Raw genomic sequence first — 17,114 nt, forward strand, 5'->3', positions numbered from 1 at the left:
GCACTCCGCGACCGCGAGCACAGGCCGCCCATCGACACACTCGAAATGGTCAAACCATTGACGTAGATCACATTCGCCTCTACATTCGTCAAATGGTCTGCCGAATAAGTGCAGGCCCCTCTCGCCTGCGTGGCGCCTCCTGAAACGGCTGAACTCCCATGAGCTACACCCCTGACCTCGCGCCCCTCGGGTCGCTGTGGGGCTCCGCGCTCGTCGCGACGTTGCCCCTGCTCACCGTCTTCCTCACGCTCGGCGTGCTGCGCTGGAAGGCCTACCAGGCGGGCCTCGCCGGCCTGGCCGTCGCGCTCGTCGTCGCCATCGCCGCGTACGGGATGCCCGCGAAGCTCGCCCTCCTCTCCGCGAGCCAGGGCGCCGTCTACGGCCTCTTCCCCATCGTGTGGATCGTCTTCGCGGCGATCATGCTCTACCAGGTCACCGTCATCAGCGGCCGGTTCAAGGATCTGGCGGCCGTCTTCGACATCCTCAGCGATGACCCGCGCATCCAAGCCATGCTCATCGCCTTCTGCTTCGGCGGCCTGCTCGAGGCCCTCGCCGGGTTCGGCGCTCCGGTCGCCATCACCGGCGTCATGCTCGTGGCCGCAGGCTTCTCCGCGCTGCGCGCCGCGACGGTCGTCCTCGTCGCCAACACGGCGCCCGTCGCGTTCGGCGCCATCGCCATCCCGATCATCACTGCGGGTGACCTGACGAAGATCCCCTACCAGGAGATCGGCGCCTACGTCGGGCACCAGACGCCGGTCATCGCCGTCTTCGTGCCGCTGTTCCTCCTCATCCTCGCCGACGGCCGCCGCGGCGTCAGGGACGCGTGGCCCATCGCTCTCGTCACGGGCATCGCGTTCGCGGTTGCCCAGTGGATCTGCGCGTCGTACGTCTCGGTCGAACTCACCGACATCGCCGCCTCGCTCGTCGGCCTCGCCGCCGCCGTCGCGTTCCTTCGCGTGTGGAAGCCCAAGGGCACCGCGGAGGCCACGGCTCGCCTCACCGCCGAGCGCGAGGAGGAGCGCGCGAAGCTCCCCGTCGACGCGCAGACCGTCGAGGCTCCCAACGCGGAGCCGGTCGGGCGCATGACCGCCGGCCGACTCTTCATGGCGCTCTTCCCCTACCTGCTCGTCATCGCGGTCTTCTCCGCGGCGAAGCTCGTGAAGCCGCTCAGCGACTTCCTCGCGAGCACCGACCTCAAGATCCACTGGCCCGGCCTCGACGGCCACATCGTCACCGCGGCAGGCAAGGTCTCCGGCACGACGATCTACAAGTTCCAGTGGCTCTCGAGCCCGGGCACACTGCTCATCCTGACGATGATCGTCGTCGCGATCGTCTACCGCGTCGGACCGGGCAAGGTGGTCAAGGAGATGGGCAAAACGCTGCACCAGCTGCGCTTCTCGGCCCTGACGATCGCCGCCGTGCTCGCCCTCGCCTACGTCATGAACCAGTCGGGCCAGACGATCACCATCGGCTCGTGGGCCGCCGGCACCGGCGCGGCGTTCGCCTTCCTCTCGCCGGTTCTCGGCTGGCTCGGCACCGCCGTCACGGGCTCCGACACGAGCGCCAACGCCCTCTTCGCCACGCTCCAGCAGACCGCCGCGCAGAAGGCCGGCATCGACCCGACGCTCCTCGTCGCCGCGAACACGACGGGCGGCGTCGTCGGCAAGCTCGTCTCCCCGCAGAACCTCACGATCGCGGCCACTGCGGTGGGCCTCGTCGGCCATGAGTCGGCCATCCTCCGTAAGGTGATCTGGTGGAGCCTCGGCATGCTGGCCGCGCTGTGCCTCCTCGTCGGCCTGCAGTCCACCCCAGTTCTTTCCTGGATGCTCCCGTGACCTTCCAGCAAGGAGACGTGATGACCACGAACGACCTACCCGGCGCGGGCAAACGCGTCGCCCTCTTCGCCACCTGCGTCAACGACGTGATGTTCCCCGAGACGCCGAAGGCCGTCGTCCGGCTGCTCGAACGGCTCGGATGCGAGGTGGACTTCCCTCCGGCGCAGACGTGCTGTGGGCAGATGTTCACCAACACCGGCTACTTCGACGAGGCGCTGCCGAGCATCCGCACGTACCTCGACGCCTTCGAGCCCTACGACTACATCGTCGCCCCGTCGGGTTCGTGCGTGGGAAGCATCCGCGACCAGCACCCGATGCTCGCCGAACGCTCGGGTGACGACGAGTTGGCGGCGCGCGTCGCACGGACGTCCGCGAAGACCTACGACCTCACGGAACTCATCGTCGACGTCCTCGGTGTCACCGACGTGGGCGCCTACTTCCCCCACCGCGTCACCTACCACCCCACGTGCCACTCGCTGCGCATCACGAAGGTGGGGGATCGCCCGTACGAGTTGCTGCGCAACGTGAAGGGCATCGAACTCGTCACGCTGCCCGACGCCGACCGCTGCTGCGGGTTCGGTGGAACGTTCAGCGTGAAGAACCCGGACGTGTCGACGGCGATGACGGCCGACAAGGCCCGCCACGTCGCCGACACCGATGCCGAGTACGTCGTCATGGGCGACAACTCGTGCCTCATGAACGTGCAGGGAATGCTGTCCCGTCAGCGATCGCAGGTGCGAGGAATCCACCTCGCCGAACTGCTCGCGCACAGCGAGGAAGACTTCGCCGCCGCCGAACCCGACGTGGAAGGAGCCCTGTCATGACCCGTCTGACGCCCGCGCCGCCCGCCGGCGAACTCATCGACTCACCCCCGTTCCCCAAGGCCGCGCCTGTGCAGCTCGCGAATCCGGTGCAGCGCAAGAACCTCCATCACGCCATGACGACGATCCGCGCCAAGCGCGCGAACGTCGTCGCGGAGAAGGCCGACTGGGAGGCGATGCGCGTTGCCGGGGCGCAGATCAAGGACCGCACGCTGCGTCACCTCGACGAGTACCTCGTGCAGCTCGAGGAGTCGTTGCAGCGCAACGGCGTTCAGGTGCACTGGGCCACGGACGGCGACGACGCCAACCGCATCGTCCGCGAGATCGTCGACGAGCGCCTCGCCCGCGAGGACGCGGTCGGCGCACCCCGCGAGGTCGTCAAGGTGAAGTCGATGGCGACGCAGGAGATCGAGCTCAACGAAGCCCTCGAGGACGCCGGCGTGGCGGCCTGGGAGACCGACCTCGCCGAGCTCATCGTGCAGCTCGGCCACGACCGCCCTACGCACTTCCTCGTGCCGGCCATCCACCGCAACCGCGCCGAGGTGCGCGAGATCTTCCTCGAGGAGATGGGCCGCTACGGCAAGCCCGCTCCTGACGATCTCGACACCGAACCGGCCCACCTCGCCGGCGCCGCGCGCGAGCACCTGCGCGAGAAGTTCCTGCGCGCCAAGGTCGCCGTCAGCGGCGCGAACTTCGCCGTCGCGGAGACGGGCACGCTCGCCGTCGTCGAGTCAGAGGGCAACGGGCGCATGTGCCTGACGCTCGCCGACACCCTCGTCTCGATCGTCGGCATCGAGAAGATCCTGCCGACGTTCGCCGACCTCGAGGTGTTTCTCCAGCTCCTGCCACGCAGTTCGACGGCGGAGCGGATGAACCCGTACACGTCGCTGTGGAGCGGCCCCGCCGAGGGCGACGGCCCGCAGGAGATGCACGTCGTCCTCCTCGACAACGGGCGCACCGACGTCCTCGCCGACGAGGTCGGGCGCGACGCGCTGCGCTGCATCCGCTGCTCGGCGTGCCTCAACGTCTGCCCCGTGTACGAGAAGGTCGGCGGCAACGCGTACGGCTCGGTCTACCCCGGCCCCATCGGTGCCGTCCTGACGCCGGCGCTGCGCGGCACCTCGTCCCCGATCGACCGGTCGCTACCGTTCGCCTCGAGCCTGTGCGGCGCGTGCAACGACGTGTGCCCCGTCAAGATCCCGCTCGCGGAACTGCTCGTGCACCAGCGCAACCGCGTCGTCGAGGCGAAGAAGAAGGACACGATGCCGCACGCCGAGGCCGCCGTGATGGCGAGTGCGTCGTGGATGATGGCCGACCACCGTCGCTGGTCGGTGGCGACGAAGTCCTCCGGGCTCGCGGGGCGGGTGCTCGGGCGGCGCATGGAGTCGTTCGGGCCCCTGCCTCCGCCGCTGTCGCGGTGGACGAACGCGCGTGACGTGAAGATGATGCCGACCGAGTCGTTCCGCGACTGGTGGGCCCGCGAACGAGGGGGCAAGCGATGAGCAGCCGTGACGTCGTGTTGGCTCGGGTGCGCGAGGCGCTCTCCGACGTCTCGGGCGCGGCCGACGAGGCTCCGGTCGAGTGGACCTACGGAGCCCCGACGGCGATGGACGAGCCGGTGCTCGACCGTTTCGTCGAGCGCGTCGAGGACTACCGCGCCGTCGTCGAGCGCTGCGGGGCCGACGAGGTTCCGGCGCGTGTTGCTGCGGCGCTGGCCCACTACGGCGCGACGTCGCTCGTCCGCCCGCCCGGGCTCGACGACGCGTGGCTGACGCAACTCGACGGCGTCGAGGTGATCGAGGATTCTGCTCTCACACCGCTGCAACTCAACGAGATCGACGCTGTGGTCACCGCGTGCGCGGTGGGCGTCGCGGAGACGGGCACCATCGTGCTCGACCACGCCGACGACCAGGGCCGGCGTGCGCTTTCCCTGGTGCCGGACATCCACGTCTGCGTCGTTGCCGCGGATCAGGTGGTCTCCGACGTGCCCGAGGCGATCACGCGCCTGGGAGACGCAGCGACGTCACGTCGCCCGATGACGTTCATCTCCGGCCCGAGCGCGACGAGCGACATCGAGCTCTCCCGTGTCGAAGGCGTGCACGGCCCGAGGACACTGCACGTCATCGTCACGGAGTAGCTGATTCTGTAGACGTTGCGCGTCACATAGCGCGCGCAACGTCTACAGAATCAGCGCAACCGGGTGACTTCGAACTCGCTCGCGGGGTGCGCGATGGCCTCCTGCGCCTCGATGAGGAGGATCTCGCCCGAGCCTGCGGCGTGCGTGCGCTCCATGACGTCGTAGATCGACGACGCCGTGGCCGCGAGTGCCTCGGCCGGCGTGGACGTCATGTAGCGCGCGAGGAAGATGGCGGCCGTCGCGTCGCCGGAGCCCGAGACGTACATGGGCAGCAGCGGCGTCGTGACGATCCAGGCACCCTCGGCGTCGACGACGGCCATCTGGACGGAGTCGGCCGGCGTCTCGTCGGTCTGCACCGACGTCACGAGGACGACCTGCGGCCCCTTGGCACGCAACGCGTCGGCGGCGGCGAGCAGGTCGGCGACGCTCGAGACGCTCTGACCGACGAGGAACTCGAGCTCGAACTGATTGGGCGTCAGGATGTCTGCGGCCGGCACGACGACGTCGCGCATGAACTCCGGGATGCCCTCGCGCACGTAGAAGCCCCGACCGACGTCACCCATGACGGGGTCGGCGCAGTAGAGGGCCTTCGGGTTGGCGGCCTTGACGCGGGCAACGGCGTCGAGGATGACCTCGCCGACCTTCTCGCCACCCTGGTAGCCCGAGAGCACCGCGTCGCAGCGGTCGAGGACGCCGCGCTCCTCGATACCGGTGATGACGTCGCGCACCGTCTCGGGTTCGAACACCGGGCCACGCCACTCGCCGTACCCCGTGTGGTTGGAGAAGTGCACCGTGTACACCGGCCACACCTCGTGCCCGAGTCGCTGCAGCGGGAAGACTGCGGACGAGTTTCCGGCATGGCCGTAGGCCACCGACGACTGGATCGACAGGATGTTCACGTCCGCCACCCTAAATCGGAAGGCCGTTCGTCGACGACGCGCCACGGGGCTCAGGCAGTAATCAGCCACGACCGGAAGGTGCCACCTTCAAACCAGCACCACAAACTACGAGACGACAGGAGGGCCGCGCCCCGGGCCACCTTGGTCATCAACAGCTGGCGATCCCCCGGACGAGCGCAAAGCCGCAGTGGCCACCCAGAGGCGGGTCGCGCGTGAGAACCGGAACTACACGTTGCCACGAACTTTGACGCGCACTACTTCGCAGAGCCCTCTCTCACGAACCGGCGAAACAAACTGAACGCAGAGGTCACAGGCCGAAGAATCCGAACCGCGCCCCTCTTGATTCGCGCAGCAAACTTCTTACTTTCCATCTCTTCTTTACGCTGCGCATAGTAGATTGGAATTTTTACCTTGATCGCCTCAGTGCACCGCTCTTCTGCGGGCCGAGAAATTGACTTGGTAAAGAGGTCGCCCACCCAGAGCGCTGCCACCAGGCATACCGGTCCAACAAACACACCCCACTGCGGGAGCGCACTTTCGACCTCGGAAACGAAGACCAACGTAGCCCCCAGCAGTAGCACCATCCAAGCGGCCGATCGCTTAGAACGCTCCTCGAACTTGACTTTCACGTCTTCAGGTATCCATGCGAGCCTATCTGGTTTTTTGTACCCCTCCCTCGGGAAAAACATTGTGCCTTTGGGAATTGCTTGATCAACCATCTCCGGCGCAATCTTTTTCGACACCCTCTGCCATGCCCAGATCTCAGCCACATCCAATTGACTCTGCATAGCAGTCGCCACCATGACTATGAACGCACCCAAGACTCCCACGACTCGCCATCCCTTCACGTTTTCTGAGCCCACTTCCTCAACACAACCAAGGTATCTGTAGAAGTCCACTTAGTTGGCAAGAAGTTTGCCTCGCACGAAGAAGACCTCCACCATCGCTCCCAGGGCGTGAATTCTGCGCAGCGGTCGCCCCTGCCGATGGCGGCGCGAACATGGCAGGGTGGAGGCATGAACACGGTTAACCCCAAGGACATCGCCGATGACGTCGTCGTTCTCGACGTGCGCGAGCAGGACGAGTACGACGCCGGTCACGCGCCGCGTGCCATCCACATTCCGCTCGGTGACCTGCCGAACCGCCTGAACGAGCTGCCCGAGGTGGACGGCGACCTCCCGGTCGTGTGCCGCAGCGGCGCCCGCAGCGGCCGCGCCGTCGAGTGGCTCACCGGCCAGGGACGCGCCGTCGCCAACGTCGAGGGCGGCATGAAGCAGTGGAACGCCGAGGGCAAGACGATCGTCTCCGATTCCGGTGACGCCAGCATCATCTGAGCCTGACGAACCCGACGGGGCGACAACCTGACGAAGGTTGCCGCCCCGTCGCGTCTGTCGGACGGTTGGGCAGATTTCCCTGCGGCCCGGCCGAAGGACGCCCTGCCCAGCGGCAGGAGGGTTTGCCCACCGCGCATCGCAGCCCCACCGTCCGTCGGCGGCAGACCTGGGCAGATCGCCCGACGTCCACGGAACGCACAGGCCGACCCGTCATACTGGCCCGTATGGCAGGCAAAGCAAAGCTCTGGCGCGATCGCGTCATTCTCGTCGCGGTCGTGTGGGCCATCTGGGCACTCATCACGACGTTCGTCGTGCAGCCCTTCCGCATCCCTTCAGCGTCGATGGAGAACACCCTGCAGATCGGCGACCGCATTCTCGTCAACAAGATCACGCCGCGTTTCGGCGAGGTCAAGCGGGGAGACGTCGTCGTCTTCAAGGACCCGGGCGACTGGACGCAGCCCGTGCCGAGCGGAAACGCCGTGTTCGGCGCGATCCGCAAGGTCGCCGAGGTGACGCACCTGTCGGCGAGCGGCTCGCACCTCGTCAAGCGTGTCGTCGGCGTCGGTGGGGACAAGGTCTCGTGCGAGGGCCTGGGCAACAAGCTCAAGGTCAACGGTGTCGAGGTCGACGAGCCCTACCTGAAGTCCGGCGTGCAGCCGTGCGCCGAGAAGTTCTCCATCACGGTGCCCGACAACAAGGTCTGGGTCATGGGCGACAACCGCAGCGACTCCGCCGACAGCCGGTTCCACGACGACGGCACCGGCAAGCTCGGCAGTGTGCCGCTCTCCGACATCACCGGAAAGGGACTCGCGGTCGTCTGGCCGATCGGCAACGTCTCCGGTGGCCACAACGCGGAAGAGGCCTTCGCCAAGGTGCCTGCCGCTAAGTGAGCCCCGAGCGACGCCCCCTGTGCCGAAGGCGCGGGGGGCATCGTCAACCCTGCGGCCCCTAAACTCCGGCTCCACCCGCACACGACGAACGCCGCCGCTCGGAATCGAGCGGCGGCGTTGTCGAAGGTCTGTCAGTAGCCGGGCGCGGCCGGCAGGTCGAAGAGCTCCTCGAGCGTCTTGATGTCGCGGCGCTCGTGGAGGAAGCGAGCGACGTCGTCACCGACGTAGCGCAGGTGCCACGGCTCGGCGCGGTAACCCGTCGTTTTCTCCTGGCCCTCCTGGTATCGCACGACGAATCCGAACTCGTGCGCGTGGGCGGCCACCCACTTGCCCGTCGGGGTGTCCTTGAACGACTCCTCGAGCTCGTGCAGGGCGTCGGCGCCGCGCACGTCGATCGTGAGACCGAGCTGGTGCTCACTGTGACCCGCGCGCGCCGAGTACGTGTCGGCGGCCTTGCGACCGTCACGACGTTCGTAGCGGGCGTAGAGGCTCTCCTGATACTCGAACGAGCGGTAGCCACTGACGGCCTCGAGGTCGACCTTGTCCTTCTTCGCCGCCTTGATCATGCGCTTGATGGGGTGCTGCAGGCGCGCATCGACGACAACCGCACCTGCGGTCGCGAGCTTCTTCGGCTTGTCCTTGTTCGTGAGAGCCACACGCTTGTTGACGACGCGCAGCTCGGACGCGCGCAGCGCCTCGACCCTGGTGTCGACGTCGAGCGTGCGGCTCGCCCCGGCGACCTCGACGACGACACGCGAACGGGCGCTCTTCGCGACCGCGAGTCCGAGAACGGCGACGTTCTTCTCAGCCGTCCGGCTACGGCGCTCGGAGCCCTGCGAAGCTGTCAGCACCTCGCCCGAGTGCACCCGGGCGACGACGGCGACACGATCCGGCGTCACGGGGAGGACGACGACGCGTGGTTCGTTCCCGTCGCTTCGTGCGGCCTGTGCCGTTCCGGCACCCAGCATCGCCAGAGTCAGGGCAGCACCGGATCCTGCGATCGCCTCGCGGCGAGTCAGGTCACTCATGGTGGCTTCTTTCGTTGTCGGCCCCTTCGCGGCCTCAACGGTATCGAGCCCCGAAGGCCGGTGTCACCTTGTCGTGCTGTGAATTCGTGTGATCCGGGTTATTTCAAGAGCTTGCTCATGCGCCGGTCGGCGAGCGGTTTGCCGCCCGTCTGGCACGTCGCGCAGTACTGCAGCGAGCGGTCGGCGAACGACACCTCGCGGACGACGTCGCCGCACACCGGGCACGCCTCCCCTGTCCGGCCGTGCACCCGCATGCCGGCGCGCTTGGCGTCCTTGAGTTCCTTCGCAGGCTTGCCCGAGGCCGCCGCGACGGCGTCGGTGAGCGTTGTGCGCAGCGCCTCGTAGAGGGTGTGGACCTGCTCGGGCGTGAGCGCCGTCGTCATGGCGAACGGCGACAGCTTGGCGACGTGGAGCACCTCGTCGGAGTAGGCGTTGCCGACGCCGGCGATCTCCGACTGGTCGCGCAACAGCCCCTTGATCTGCATGCGCCGGTCGGCGACGAGGGCCGCGAAGGCCTCCTCGGTGAACTCCTCCGAGAGCGGGTCGATGCCGAGCTTCGCGACGCCGGGCACCTCCTGGACATCGCGCACGAGGTAGACGGCCAGGCGCTTCTGCGTGCCCGCCTCGGTGAGGTCGAAACCGGCCCCGTCGTCGAGGCGCACGCGAACGGCGATGGGCGACTTCCCGGGGCGCAGCGTCGTCGTCGGGAGGTTGTCCGACCAGCGCAGCCACCCCGCTCGCGAGAGGTGGAAGACGAAGTGCAGGCCCGACGCCTCGATGTCGACGAACTTGCCGTGGCGGTGCACGGCGTCGACGACGAGCCCCTCGAACGCCTGCGGCGGAGGGTCGAACGTCTTGAGCACCGCGAACGACGCCAGTTCGACGCCGACGACGGCGCGTCCGACGAGTCGTTCGGTGAGGAATCCGACGAGGCCGCTCACCTCGGGCAGTTCAGGCATGACCGAGCACCTTCGAGACGTGTCCGTGCAGGACGAATCCGTTGGGACCTTCGAACCATGGCACCCCCGGCACGCGGCCGACGACGTCGTCCATCTGGAGCGGGTGACCGTGGCTGAGCACCTGCTGCGCCACCGTCAGCTGCCGGATCGCGACACCCGCGACGTGATCGGGGTAGCTCAGCGCGAACTGCTCGTAGATCGACGGGTCGTGCTGGCCGTCGTCTCCGACGAGCAGCCATTCGATGTGTGGGAACTCGGCGGCCAGACGCCGCAGCCAGCGCCGCTTGTGCGCCTGCCCCGAGCGGAACCAGGACGTCTCCGTCGGGCCCCAGTCGGTGAGCAGCAGTGTGCCGCGCGGGAATCCGTGCCGGCGCAGGAAGCGGGTGAGCACCGGCTGCGTGTTCCAGGCGCCGGTGGAGAGGTAGAAGACGGGCGCGTCCTCGTGCTGCGCGAGGACCGAGCGGTAGAACGCGGCCATGCCCGGCACCTCACGGCGCACGGTCTCGCGGACGACGAACGTGTTCCACGCGGCGATGAGCGGGCGCGGAAGCGCCGTGATGAGGGCCGTGTCGTCGATGTCGCTCACGATGCCGAAGCGCACGTGCCCGCCGATGATCTGCACCGGAGCCACCGCGGTGACGCCGTCGCACTCGACGTGGGCGTCGTGCCATCCGTGACGCAGGCCGTGCCCGGTGACCTCGACCTCGAAGTAGCCGCCGCGATCGGTGAGGCCCGTCGCCGTGGCGTCCCCGAGCGTCACCGTGACCTCGCGTTCGGTCTCCGGCACGGAGAAGAACGCCTTGAAGCCGCGCCGGACGAGGGAGTCGTCGCTCGCCGTCGGCACCGACGGCTGCCCGTCCTTGCCGAGCACGACCCGACCGAGGACGCGCGCGATGCCGTCCTCGGGGATGCGTCGCTTCGGGCCGGACGAGGCGCGCCAGCGCGACGTCGACGGCTTCGGGGTGCGCTCCAACGGGTCGCGACCTTCGAGCGCGGGATCGACCGAGCCGTACCCGACGTAGGGAAAGACGCGCGTCGACCAGTCACGCCGCGAGAGAACGGACGCGGCGGAGCTGTTGAGCTTGTCCTCGACCCGTGAGGCGAAGTGGGGGCGCGCCATGGGCCCACTGTAGAACGCCGGTCTGACGACCCCCTCCACGACACGATGGGCCCCAACGCGACGCGCAGGCGAACGGAAGGGGACCTACGTCCCAACGATGCCCCCGACCCCTTCCGGGAAGCGCCTCGAAGGCGGACAATAGTCACATGGGAAAGAAGTTCAAGACGCAGGACGAGACCTGGCAGCACAACTACCCGTACGACGTGAAGATGACACGCACGGAGTACGAGTACCTCAAGCGACAGATGCAGATCGAGTTGCTCAAGATGCAGGCCTGGGTCAAGGAATCGGGCGAGAAGGTCGTCCTCATCTTCGAGGGGCGTGACGCCGCCGGAAAGGGTGGGTCGATCAAGCGGTTCAACGAGCACCTCAACCCCCGTGGTGCACGCACCGTCGCGCTCAACAAGCCCACCGAGGAAGAACTCGGTCAGTGGTACTTCCAGCGCTACGTCTCCCACCTGCCCACCAAGGGCGAGATCGTCTTCTTCGACCGCTCCTGGTACAACCGCGCCGGCGTCGAGCGCGTCATGGGCTACTGCACCGACGAGCAGTACGACGAGTTCATGCGCACCGCGCCCGAGTTCGAGCGGATGCTCGTCGGCTCCGGCATCCACCTGCGCAAGCTGTGGTTCTCCGTCGGCAAGGCCGAGCAGCTCACGCGCTTCGAGAAGCGCCGCACCGACCCGGTGCGCCAGTGGAAGCTGTCGCCCACCGACCTCGCCTCCCTCGACAAGTGGGACGCCTACACCGAGGCGAAGGAGGCCATGTTCGAGCACACCGACACCGAGTGGGCTCCGTGGACCGTCATCAAGAGCAACGACAAGAAGCGCGCCCGTGTCGAGGTGATGCGCTACGTGCTCGACTCGCTCGACTACCCGGGCAAGAACACGGACTTCATCCACGAGCCCGACCCGCTCATCGTCGGTTCGGCCAAGCAGATCCTCGACGAGGGTGAGGGCGGCTTCCAGCACGGCTACCCCGACCGGTCGAACGGCGGCAAGAAGCCGAAGCCCGGTATGGCGCCGAAGTCGAAGTCGGCCAAGGCCGCGCGTGAGAAGGCGGAGAAGGCTGCCCGCGAGGCTGCCGTGAGCGCCGAGAAGGCGGCCAAGGCGGCGGCGGCTGCCGACAAGGCTGCGGACGACGAGGCGTCGTCCCAGGGCGACAAGAGCTGACGCTCACTGCCACGACGCGGATCGGCCGCGGGCTCCGTGCCCGCGCGATCCGCGTCGTGGTGCTTTGATGCGTGACGGTGTCAGCGCCGTCCGTTGCTGTTGCGCTGTGCCGTGAGGCCACGGTCGAGGATGTCGAGGGCCGCGTCGAGGGTTTCCAGCTCGTCCTCGGTGAACCCCTCGAGCAGCGGGACGACGACCTCCGCACGCGCTGCGCGCGCTTCCATGAGCACCTCGCGGCCCGCCTCCGTCATCGACACGAGCGTGGCGCGCGCGTCACGCGTGTCGGCGGTGCGCGAGACGAGGCCGAGTGCCTCGAGGCGCTGCACCTGCGTCGTCATCGTCGGCTGTGAGGAGTTGTCCGCAACGGCCAGATCACCGATGCGGGACGGGCCGAGATCGTTCATCAGGGAGAGCAGACGCAGCTGGGCCGCCGGCGCAGGCAGTTGGGCGCGGCGAGTGGCCCACCGGTTGAGTCGGGCCACGATGAGGAGGAGATGGTCGCCACGCGAACTGGTCATGCCGTCCATGATAGTTCGCACGCGAACGCACCGCAGGGCTCTTCGAGAGTCCGACGGTGGCGTTCGCGTGGAGGGTCAGCTGCGCAGTTCGCGCTTGAGGATCTTGCCGGTGGCGCCCTTCGGCAGCGCGTCGATGAACGTGACGGTGCGCGGGTACTTGTAGGCGGCGACGCGGGCCTTCGCGAATTCCTTGACGTCGTCCTCGGAGAGCGACGAGCCCGGCGTGCGCACGACGAAGGCAGCGATCTCCTCGCCGTAGTGCTCGTCGGGCACACCGACGACCGCAACCTCGGCGATCTCCTCGTTCTCGTAGAGCGCTTCCTCGACCTCGCGCGGGTACACGTTGTACCCGCCGCGGATGATCATGTCCTTGGCGCGGTCGACGATGAAGAAGTAGCCGTCCTCGTCCTGGTGGGCGAGGTCGCCACTGAAGAACCAGCCGTCGCGGATGGCCTCGGCCGTGGCGTCGGGGCGGTTCCAGTAGCCCTTCATGAGCAGGTGGCCGCGAATGGCGATCTCGCCGACCTCACCCTGGGCAACGGGCTTGCCGTCGCTGTCCGCGACGATCATCTCGACGCCTTCGATCGGCGTACCGATCGAACCGGGCTTGCGCTCTGCGTTCGGGTGGTTGAACGACGCCACGGGCGAGGTCTCGCTGAGGCCGTAGCCCTCGAGGATCGTCGCCTCGAAGCGCTGCTCGAACTTCTTGAGCACCTCGACGGGCATCGCCGAACCGCCCGAAGCGCAGGTGCGCAGCGACGACATGTCGTAGTCGTCACGGTTCGCGGCCGCGGCGAGCATCGCCTGATACATCGTGGGCACGCCCTGGAAGATCGTCACCTTGTCGCGGCCGACGACGTCGAGCGCCTTGTTCGGGTCGAAACGCGGGATGAGCGTGAGCGTGGCGCCCGTGGCGACGGAGGTGTTGAGGCCGCACGTGAGGCCGAAGACGTGGAACAGCGGCAGGCAGCCCATGATGACGTCGTCGGAGGTGATCGCCATGAGCGTGCGAGCCGAGACCTCCTGGTTGATGTCGAGCGAGCGGTGCGTGAGCTCGGCGCCCTTCGGGCGGCCGGTCGTGCCGGAGGTGTAGAGGATGACGGCGGTGTCGTCGTCGGCGCGGTCGACGACATCCGGCGTCGGCTCGAGCGCACCGAGGACGCCCTGGAGCTGATCGGCACCGACCTCGACGTACTCGACGTTCTTGTTGGCCGCGCCCTTGGCCGATTCGCCGCCCATGCCGAAGACGAGCTTCACTCCCGCGTCCTCGAGGTAGTACTCGACCTCGCGCGCCATGAACAGCGGGTTCATCGGCACGAGGACGGCACCGGAACGCCACACGCCGTAGGCGATGACGGGGAAGGCGGGGACGTTCGCCAGGCTCAGCGCGACGCGGTCACCGGGCTCGATGCCGTGGTCGCGCAGGAAGGTGACGACGCGCTGCGTGGCGTCATCGAGCTGGTGCCAGGTGAGGGTGAAGTCGTCGAGCTTGATGGCGGCCCCGTCGGGCAGCTTCTGCGCCGTGCGCACGAGGTTGTCAGCGAGGTTCGTCATGAACGTGAGCCTAGTCACTTCGCGCCGTATTGAGCAATGATCAATAGAGGTTCGTACCGTCTGTTCGCGGAGCGAAACGGGTCAGAGCCAGGAGACGTGTGGCTTGAGCAGCGCGTACCCGACGAACGAGACGATGTCGAGGATCGTGTGGGCCACGACGAGCGGCATGACACGGCGCGTGCGGGTGTAGAGCCACCCGAAGATCAGGCCCATGACGACGTTGCCGACGAACCCGCCGATGCCTTGGTAGAGGTGGTACCCACCGCGGATGAGCGCACTGACCACGATGACCTTCGTGCGCCCCCACCCCGCCTGCGACCACCGCGTGAAGAGGTAGCCCACCATGACGACCTCTTCGAGCAGCGCGTTCTGCACAGCCGCGAGGACGAGGACGGGCACGACCCACCAGTGATCGGAGAGGCCCGACGCGACGACGGTCGTGTTGAGGCCCGCAGCACGGGCGCCGAGGTACAGCGCGAGGCCGGGCAAACCGATGACGGCGGCGAGCAGCGCGCCGAGCACCGCGTCGGGGCCTTTGCGCGTGCCGTCGAGGCCGATGAACCCCAGCGGGTTGCGCATCGAACGCCCGAGGAGGTGGGCGGCGAGCGCCGCCGGCACGAGGGCGAGCGCAATGCCGATGAACTGGCTGAGGGCGTCGAGCCACTCGAGCGACGAGCGGGACGCGTTGAGCGTCGAGGTTTTCGTGCTGAGCGACGTGCCGGCGGCGCGGGCCTCGAGCGCCTTGCGCAGCAGCGAGATGGTCGACCAGATGGCGCTTGCACCGAGGCTCACGAGGAGAACGAGCCAGGTCTCGGTGAGCACCTGACGTCGAGTGAGCGCCGCACGGGGACGCAGCGGTGGAACGGCCAGCACGGACCCGGGCCAACGAACGCCCCGGCCCTTCGTCTGTGCGAGCGAGTCGGGGGTCGTCACAGCAGCACTCTCGAGATCGCTGTCGAGAGTGCCATCGGGGCGCGCGGGGTCAGCGTCCGTCGGACTCATCGCTCGCGGTGCGGCTCGTGTCGTCGGGAAGCTCGTCACCGTCGACGTCGGGGCCGACGCCCTCGTCGAAGTCGACGTCGCCGTCCTCGTCGAGCTGGTGGACGGGCGCTTCGTCGTACGGGTCGTTGTCGAAGTCGTCGCTCATGGCGCCATCCTTGCAGGCGCCCCCGACAGGGCGGGCCGGTGAGTGGTCAGACGGTGTCGAGGCGGCGGAACGGCTGTGCCTTCTCGACCTGCAGCGCGAGACGCAGCAGGGTGTTCTCGCCACCGCCTCGCCCGGACACCATGACGCCCACGGGAAGGCCGTCGGCCGTCGCGCCGAGCGGGAGGCTGATGGCGGGGGCGCCCGTCGCGTTGTGCAGCGGGGTGAAGCAGCAGTACTTGAGTACGCGCTCCATGTGCGTCTCGAAGTCGAGGTCACCCGCCAGGTGTCCGATCTCCGGCGTGATGTGCCCGAGCACCGGCGACAGGACGACGTCCGGGCCCTTGGCCATCTGTCGGTCGTAAACCTTGCTGCTCGCCTGCAGGCGCGAGAGGAAGACGGGTGCGTGCGCGAGGCGACGCTTGCCGCGGCGTGCAAGACCGAGCGTGAACGGGTCGAGCTTGCTCGCGTCGAAATCCTTGTGGAACAGGCGCTTTCCGCCCGCTGCCGTGTTGTACGCGAGGAAGGCCCAGTAGTCGAGGAAGTCCTCCTGGAAGCTCGCCGGGATGTTCGGCTCCCACTCCTCGACGTGGTGACCGAGCTCGCCGAGCAGCTTCGCGGCGCCCTCGACGGCCGCGCGCGTGTCGGCGTCCGACGGCGGCGCGAAGGGGCTGTCGACCATGACGCCCACGCGCAGCGGACGCTCCAGCTCGGGGTTCGCGCTGACGCCGATGGCGGGCAGCTTGCGGTTGCGGCGCACCCGCTCGGCCTCCTCGAAGAAGGTCACCGTGTCGCGCACTGTGCGGGTGAGAACCGAGTCGGCGACGATCTTGACCGGCATGGACGCCGCGCTTTCGCCGAGCACGAGGCGTCGTCGCGTCGGCTTGAGACCGACGAGGCCACAGGCCGCGGCAGGAATGCGGATGGAGCCACCACCGTCGTTGCCGTGCGCGATCGGCAGGGCACCCGACGCGACGAGGGCCGCGGCGCCACCGGACGAACCGCCCGAGGAGCGGCTCGTGTCCCACGGGTTGCGGGTGACGTCGTCGCCCGGACGCTCCGTCGTCGCCGTCCAGCCGAAGGGGGGCATCGTCGTGGTGCCGATCGGCACGAGGCCGGTGGCGAGCATCTGTGTGGCGATCTTGCCGCTGCGGCGGTTGCTCACGCGCGGCATGGCCTGTGAGCCCTGCGTCATGGGCACGCCCGCAACAACGATGTTGTCCTTGAACGCGCTCGGCACGCCGCGCAGACCGGCGCCGTGCTTGTCGTGAACGCCGCCGCTCAGGCCGGAGTCGATGCGGCCGGCGCGCTGACGGGCCCGCTTCGCGTCGAGGAACTCGAGGGCGTTGAGGACGCCGTCGACCTTTTCGACACGTGCCAACGCGGCTTCGACAGCTTCGCTCGCGCTCACCTCGCCGGCCGCGATGGCGGCGGCCAGCCCCGTGGCGTCGTGCGTCCCGAGCGCGTCGTCACCGAACGCGTGCACGCGCTTCGCCGTCGTCTTGCTCGTGTCTGCCTGCGTCGTCATCGTCGTCCCCTTGCACAGAGTCGGCTGGTGGTCGCGGTAGCCCGAGTGGGCCGCCCAAGAACCCCAGTCTCGCGCGTCCGGGCCCGTTGAGCGGGCACTTCTGATCAAGAAACCTACTTTTGCGTAGCCACTCGACGAGCGCCGGCTCGACGAGGGCCCCACCCCCGCCCCCGCC

17 protein-coding genes are annotated in these 17,114 nt (G+C 68.1%); 7 read left to right on the forward strand and 10 right to left on the reverse strand.

Translation table 11 applies throughout. The annotated features are described in order from the left end of the window. Nucleotides 1–158 precede the first annotated feature (158 nt). The 4 genes from D1832_RS10350 to D1832_RS10365 are packed head-to-tail and all read left to right on the forward strand — an operon-like array spanning nucleotide 159 to nucleotide 4,793. A complete protein-coding gene (locus tag D1832_RS10350; protein ID WP_118913843.1) occupies nucleotides 159–1,835 on the forward strand; it encodes an L-lactate permease in 1,677 nt (558 codons plus the stop codon). Between the two features lie 20 nt (nucleotides 1,836–1,855). After that, nucleotides 1,856–2,659 (forward strand): (Fe-S)-binding protein, encoded by an 804-nt coding sequence (locus tag D1832_RS10355; protein WP_118913845.1) that lies wholly within the window; start codon nucleotides 1,856–1,858, stop codon nucleotides 2,657–2,659. Further along, the gene (locus D1832_RS10360; protein WP_118913847.1) at nucleotides 2,656–4,158 is read left to right on the forward strand and encodes a LutB/LldF family L-lactate oxidation iron-sulfur protein; all 1,503 of its coding nucleotides are present in this window, start codon (nucleotides 2,656–2,658) and stop codon (nucleotides 4,156–4,158) included. The genes D1832_RS10355 and D1832_RS10360 overlap by 4 nt, the downstream gene beginning before the upstream one ends. Next, nucleotides 4,155–4,793, forward strand: a complete 639-nt coding sequence (locus D1832_RS10365; protein ID WP_047310780.1) for a LutC/YkgG family protein — start codon at nucleotides 4,155–4,157, stop codon at nucleotides 4,791–4,793. Before D1832_RS10360 ends, D1832_RS10365 begins: the two co-directional genes overlap by 4 nt. 50 nt (nucleotides 4,794–4,843) lie before the next feature. Here D1832_RS10365 and pdxY read toward each other — a convergent pair whose 3' ends face one another. Together pdxY and D1832_RS10375 are read right to left on the reverse strand one after the other, a co-directional pair. Next, nucleotides 4,844–5,692, reverse strand: coding sequence for a pyridoxal kinase PdxY (gene pdxY / locus D1832_RS10370; protein ID WP_047311190.1), 849 nt, complete (start codon nucleotides 5,690–5,692; stop codon nucleotides 4,844–4,846). 254 nt (nucleotides 5,693–5,946) lie between these two features. Continuing rightward, the gene (locus D1832_RS10375) at nucleotides 5,947–6,591 is read right to left on the reverse strand and encodes a hypothetical protein (RefSeq protein ID WP_147362676.1); all 645 of its coding nucleotides are present in this window, start codon (nucleotides 6,589–6,591) and stop codon (nucleotides 5,947–5,949) included. Nucleotides 6,592–6,708: 117 nt separating this feature from the next. Here D1832_RS10375 and D1832_RS10380 point away from each other — a divergent pair, with 117 nt between their 5' ends. Continuing rightward, nucleotides 6,709–7,026, forward strand: a complete 318-nt coding sequence (locus D1832_RS10380; RefSeq protein WP_118913851.1) for a rhodanese-like domain-containing protein — start codon at nucleotides 6,709–6,711, stop codon at nucleotides 7,024–7,026. Nucleotides 7,027–7,250: 224 nt separating this feature from the next. Then, the gene (lepB, locus tag D1832_RS10385) at nucleotides 7,251–7,916 is read left to right on the forward strand and encodes a signal peptidase I (protein WP_118913853.1); all 666 of its coding nucleotides are present in this window, start codon (nucleotides 7,251–7,253) and stop codon (nucleotides 7,914–7,916) included. A 131-nt stretch (nucleotides 7,917–8,047) separates the two neighbouring features. Here lepB and D1832_RS10390 read toward each other — a convergent pair whose 3' ends face one another. The 3 genes from D1832_RS10390 to D1832_RS10400 all read right to left on the reverse strand — a co-directional run bounded on the left by D1832_RS10390 (nucleotide 8,048) and on the right by D1832_RS10400 (nucleotide 11,023). Then, nucleotides 8,048–8,944: a M15 family metallopeptidase gene (locus D1832_RS10390; RefSeq protein WP_118913855.1), complete on the reverse strand. Its 897-nt coding sequence runs from the start codon at nucleotides 8,942–8,944 to the stop codon at nucleotides 8,048–8,050. A 98-nt stretch (nucleotides 8,945–9,042) separates the two neighbouring features. Further along, a complete protein-coding gene (locus tag D1832_RS10395) occupies nucleotides 9,043–9,903 on the reverse strand; it encodes an Fpg/Nei family DNA glycosylase (protein WP_118913856.1) in 861 nt (286 codons plus the stop codon). Continuing rightward, a complete protein-coding gene (locus D1832_RS10400; RefSeq protein ID WP_047310785.1) occupies nucleotides 9,896–11,023 on the reverse strand; it encodes an App1 family protein in 1,128 nt (375 codons plus the stop codon). The genes D1832_RS10395 and D1832_RS10400 overlap by 8 nt, the downstream gene beginning before the upstream one ends. Before the next feature lie 146 nt (nucleotides 11,024–11,169). Between D1832_RS10400 and ppk2 the strand changes: the two genes are divergently transcribed. Continuing rightward, nucleotides 11,170–12,195 (forward strand): polyphosphate kinase 2, encoded by a 1,026-nt coding sequence (ppk2, locus tag D1832_RS10405; RefSeq protein WP_118913858.1) that lies wholly within the window; start codon nucleotides 11,170–11,172, stop codon nucleotides 12,193–12,195. Between the two features lie 80 nt (nucleotides 12,196–12,275). Here the strand turns inward: ppk2 and D1832_RS10410 are convergent, their stop codons facing one another. The 5 genes from D1832_RS10410 to D1832_RS10425 all read right to left on the reverse strand — a co-directional run bounded on the left by D1832_RS10410 (nucleotide 12,276) and on the right by D1832_RS10425 (nucleotide 16,939). Beyond that, nucleotides 12,276–12,713 carry a MarR family winged helix-turn-helix transcriptional regulator gene (locus D1832_RS10410; RefSeq protein WP_052946913.1) on the reverse strand — a complete coding sequence of 146 codons (438 nt, stop codon included), beginning with the start codon at nucleotides 12,711–12,713 and terminating at the stop codon, nucleotides 12,276–12,278. A gap of 75 nt (nucleotides 12,714–12,788) precedes the next feature. Beyond that, nucleotides 12,789–14,267 (reverse strand): long-chain-fatty-acid--CoA ligase, encoded by a 1,479-nt coding sequence (locus tag D1832_RS10415; RefSeq protein ID WP_118913860.1) that lies wholly within the window; start codon nucleotides 14,265–14,267, stop codon nucleotides 12,789–12,791. Between the two features lie 81 nt (nucleotides 14,268–14,348). Further along, nucleotides 14,349–15,200 (reverse strand): CPBP family intramembrane glutamic endopeptidase, encoded by an 852-nt coding sequence (locus D1832_RS10420; protein WP_370448538.1) that lies wholly within the window; start codon nucleotides 15,198–15,200, stop codon nucleotides 14,349–14,351. Nucleotides 15,201–15,249: 49 nt separating this feature from the next. Continuing rightward, a complete protein-coding gene (locus D1832_RS15370) occupies nucleotides 15,250–15,414 on the reverse strand; it encodes a hypothetical protein (RefSeq protein ID WP_156170145.1) in 165 nt (54 codons plus the stop codon). Nucleotides 15,415–15,460: 46 nt separating this feature from the next. Next, nucleotides 15,461–16,939 (reverse strand): amidase, encoded by a 1,479-nt coding sequence (locus D1832_RS10425; RefSeq protein ID WP_118913864.1) that lies wholly within the window; start codon nucleotides 16,937–16,939, stop codon nucleotides 15,461–15,463. Nucleotides 16,940–17,114 lie beyond the last annotated feature (175 nt).

Source organism: Dermacoccus abyssi, from assembly GCF_003515945.1.
Classification (GTDB): domain Bacteria; phylum Actinomycetota; class Actinomycetes; order Actinomycetales; family Dermatophilaceae; genus Dermacoccus; species Dermacoccus abyssi.

What these genes read in the sequence shown, in the direction of transcription:
- D1832_RS10350 (WP_118913843.1), top strand. Translation starts at nt 159, where the DNA reads ATGAGCTACACCCCTGACCTCGCGCCCCTCGGGTCGCTGTGGGGCTCC.
- D1832_RS10355 (WP_118913845.1), top strand. Translation starts at nt 1,856, where the DNA reads ATGACCACGAACGACCTACCCGGCGCGGGCAAACGCGTCGCCCTCTTC.
- D1832_RS10360 (WP_118913847.1), top strand. Translation starts at nt 2,656, where the DNA reads ATGACCCGTCTGACGCCCGCGCCGCCCGCCGGCGAACTCATCGACTCA.
- D1832_RS10365 (WP_047310780.1), top strand. Translation starts at nt 4,155, where the DNA reads ATGAGCAGCCGTGACGTCGTGTTGGCTCGGGTGCGCGAGGCGCTCTCC.
- D1832_RS10380 (WP_118913851.1), top strand. Translation starts at nt 6,709, where the DNA reads ATGAACACGGTTAACCCCAAGGACATCGCCGATGACGTCGTCGTTCTC.
- lepB (WP_118913853.1), top strand. Translation starts at nt 7,251, where the DNA reads ATGGCAGGCAAAGCAAAGCTCTGGCGCGATCGCGTCATTCTCGTCGCG.
- D1832_RS10390 (WP_118913855.1), bottom strand. Translation starts at nt 8,944, where the DNA reads ATGAGTGACCTGACTCGCCGCGAGGCGATCGCAGGATCCGGTGCTGCC.
- D1832_RS10395 (WP_118913856.1), bottom strand. Translation starts at nt 9,903, where the DNA reads ATGCCTGAACTGCCCGAGGTGAGCGGCCTCGTCGGATTCCTCACCGAA.
- D1832_RS10400 (WP_047310785.1), bottom strand. Translation starts at nt 11,023, where the DNA reads ATGGCGCGCCCCCACTTCGCCTCACGGGTCGAGGACAAGCTCAACAGC.
- ppk2 (WP_118913858.1), top strand. Translation starts at nt 11,170, where the DNA reads ATGGGAAAGAAGTTCAAGACGCAGGACGAGACCTGGCAGCACAACTAC.
- D1832_RS10410 (WP_052946913.1), bottom strand. Translation starts at nt 12,713, where the DNA reads ATGACCAGTTCGCGTGGCGACCATCTCCTCCTCATCGTGGCCCGACTC.
- D1832_RS10415 (WP_118913860.1), bottom strand. Translation starts at nt 14,267, where the DNA reads ATGACGAACCTCGCTGACAACCTCGTGCGCACGGCGCAGAAGCTGCCC.
- D1832_RS15370 (WP_156170145.1), bottom strand. Translation starts at nt 15,414, where the DNA reads ATGAGCGACGACTTCGACAACGACCCGTACGACGAAGCGCCCGTCCAC.
- D1832_RS10425 (WP_118913864.1), bottom strand. Translation starts at nt 16,939, where the DNA reads ATGACGACGCAGGCAGACACGAGCAAGACGACGGCGAAGCGCGTGCAC.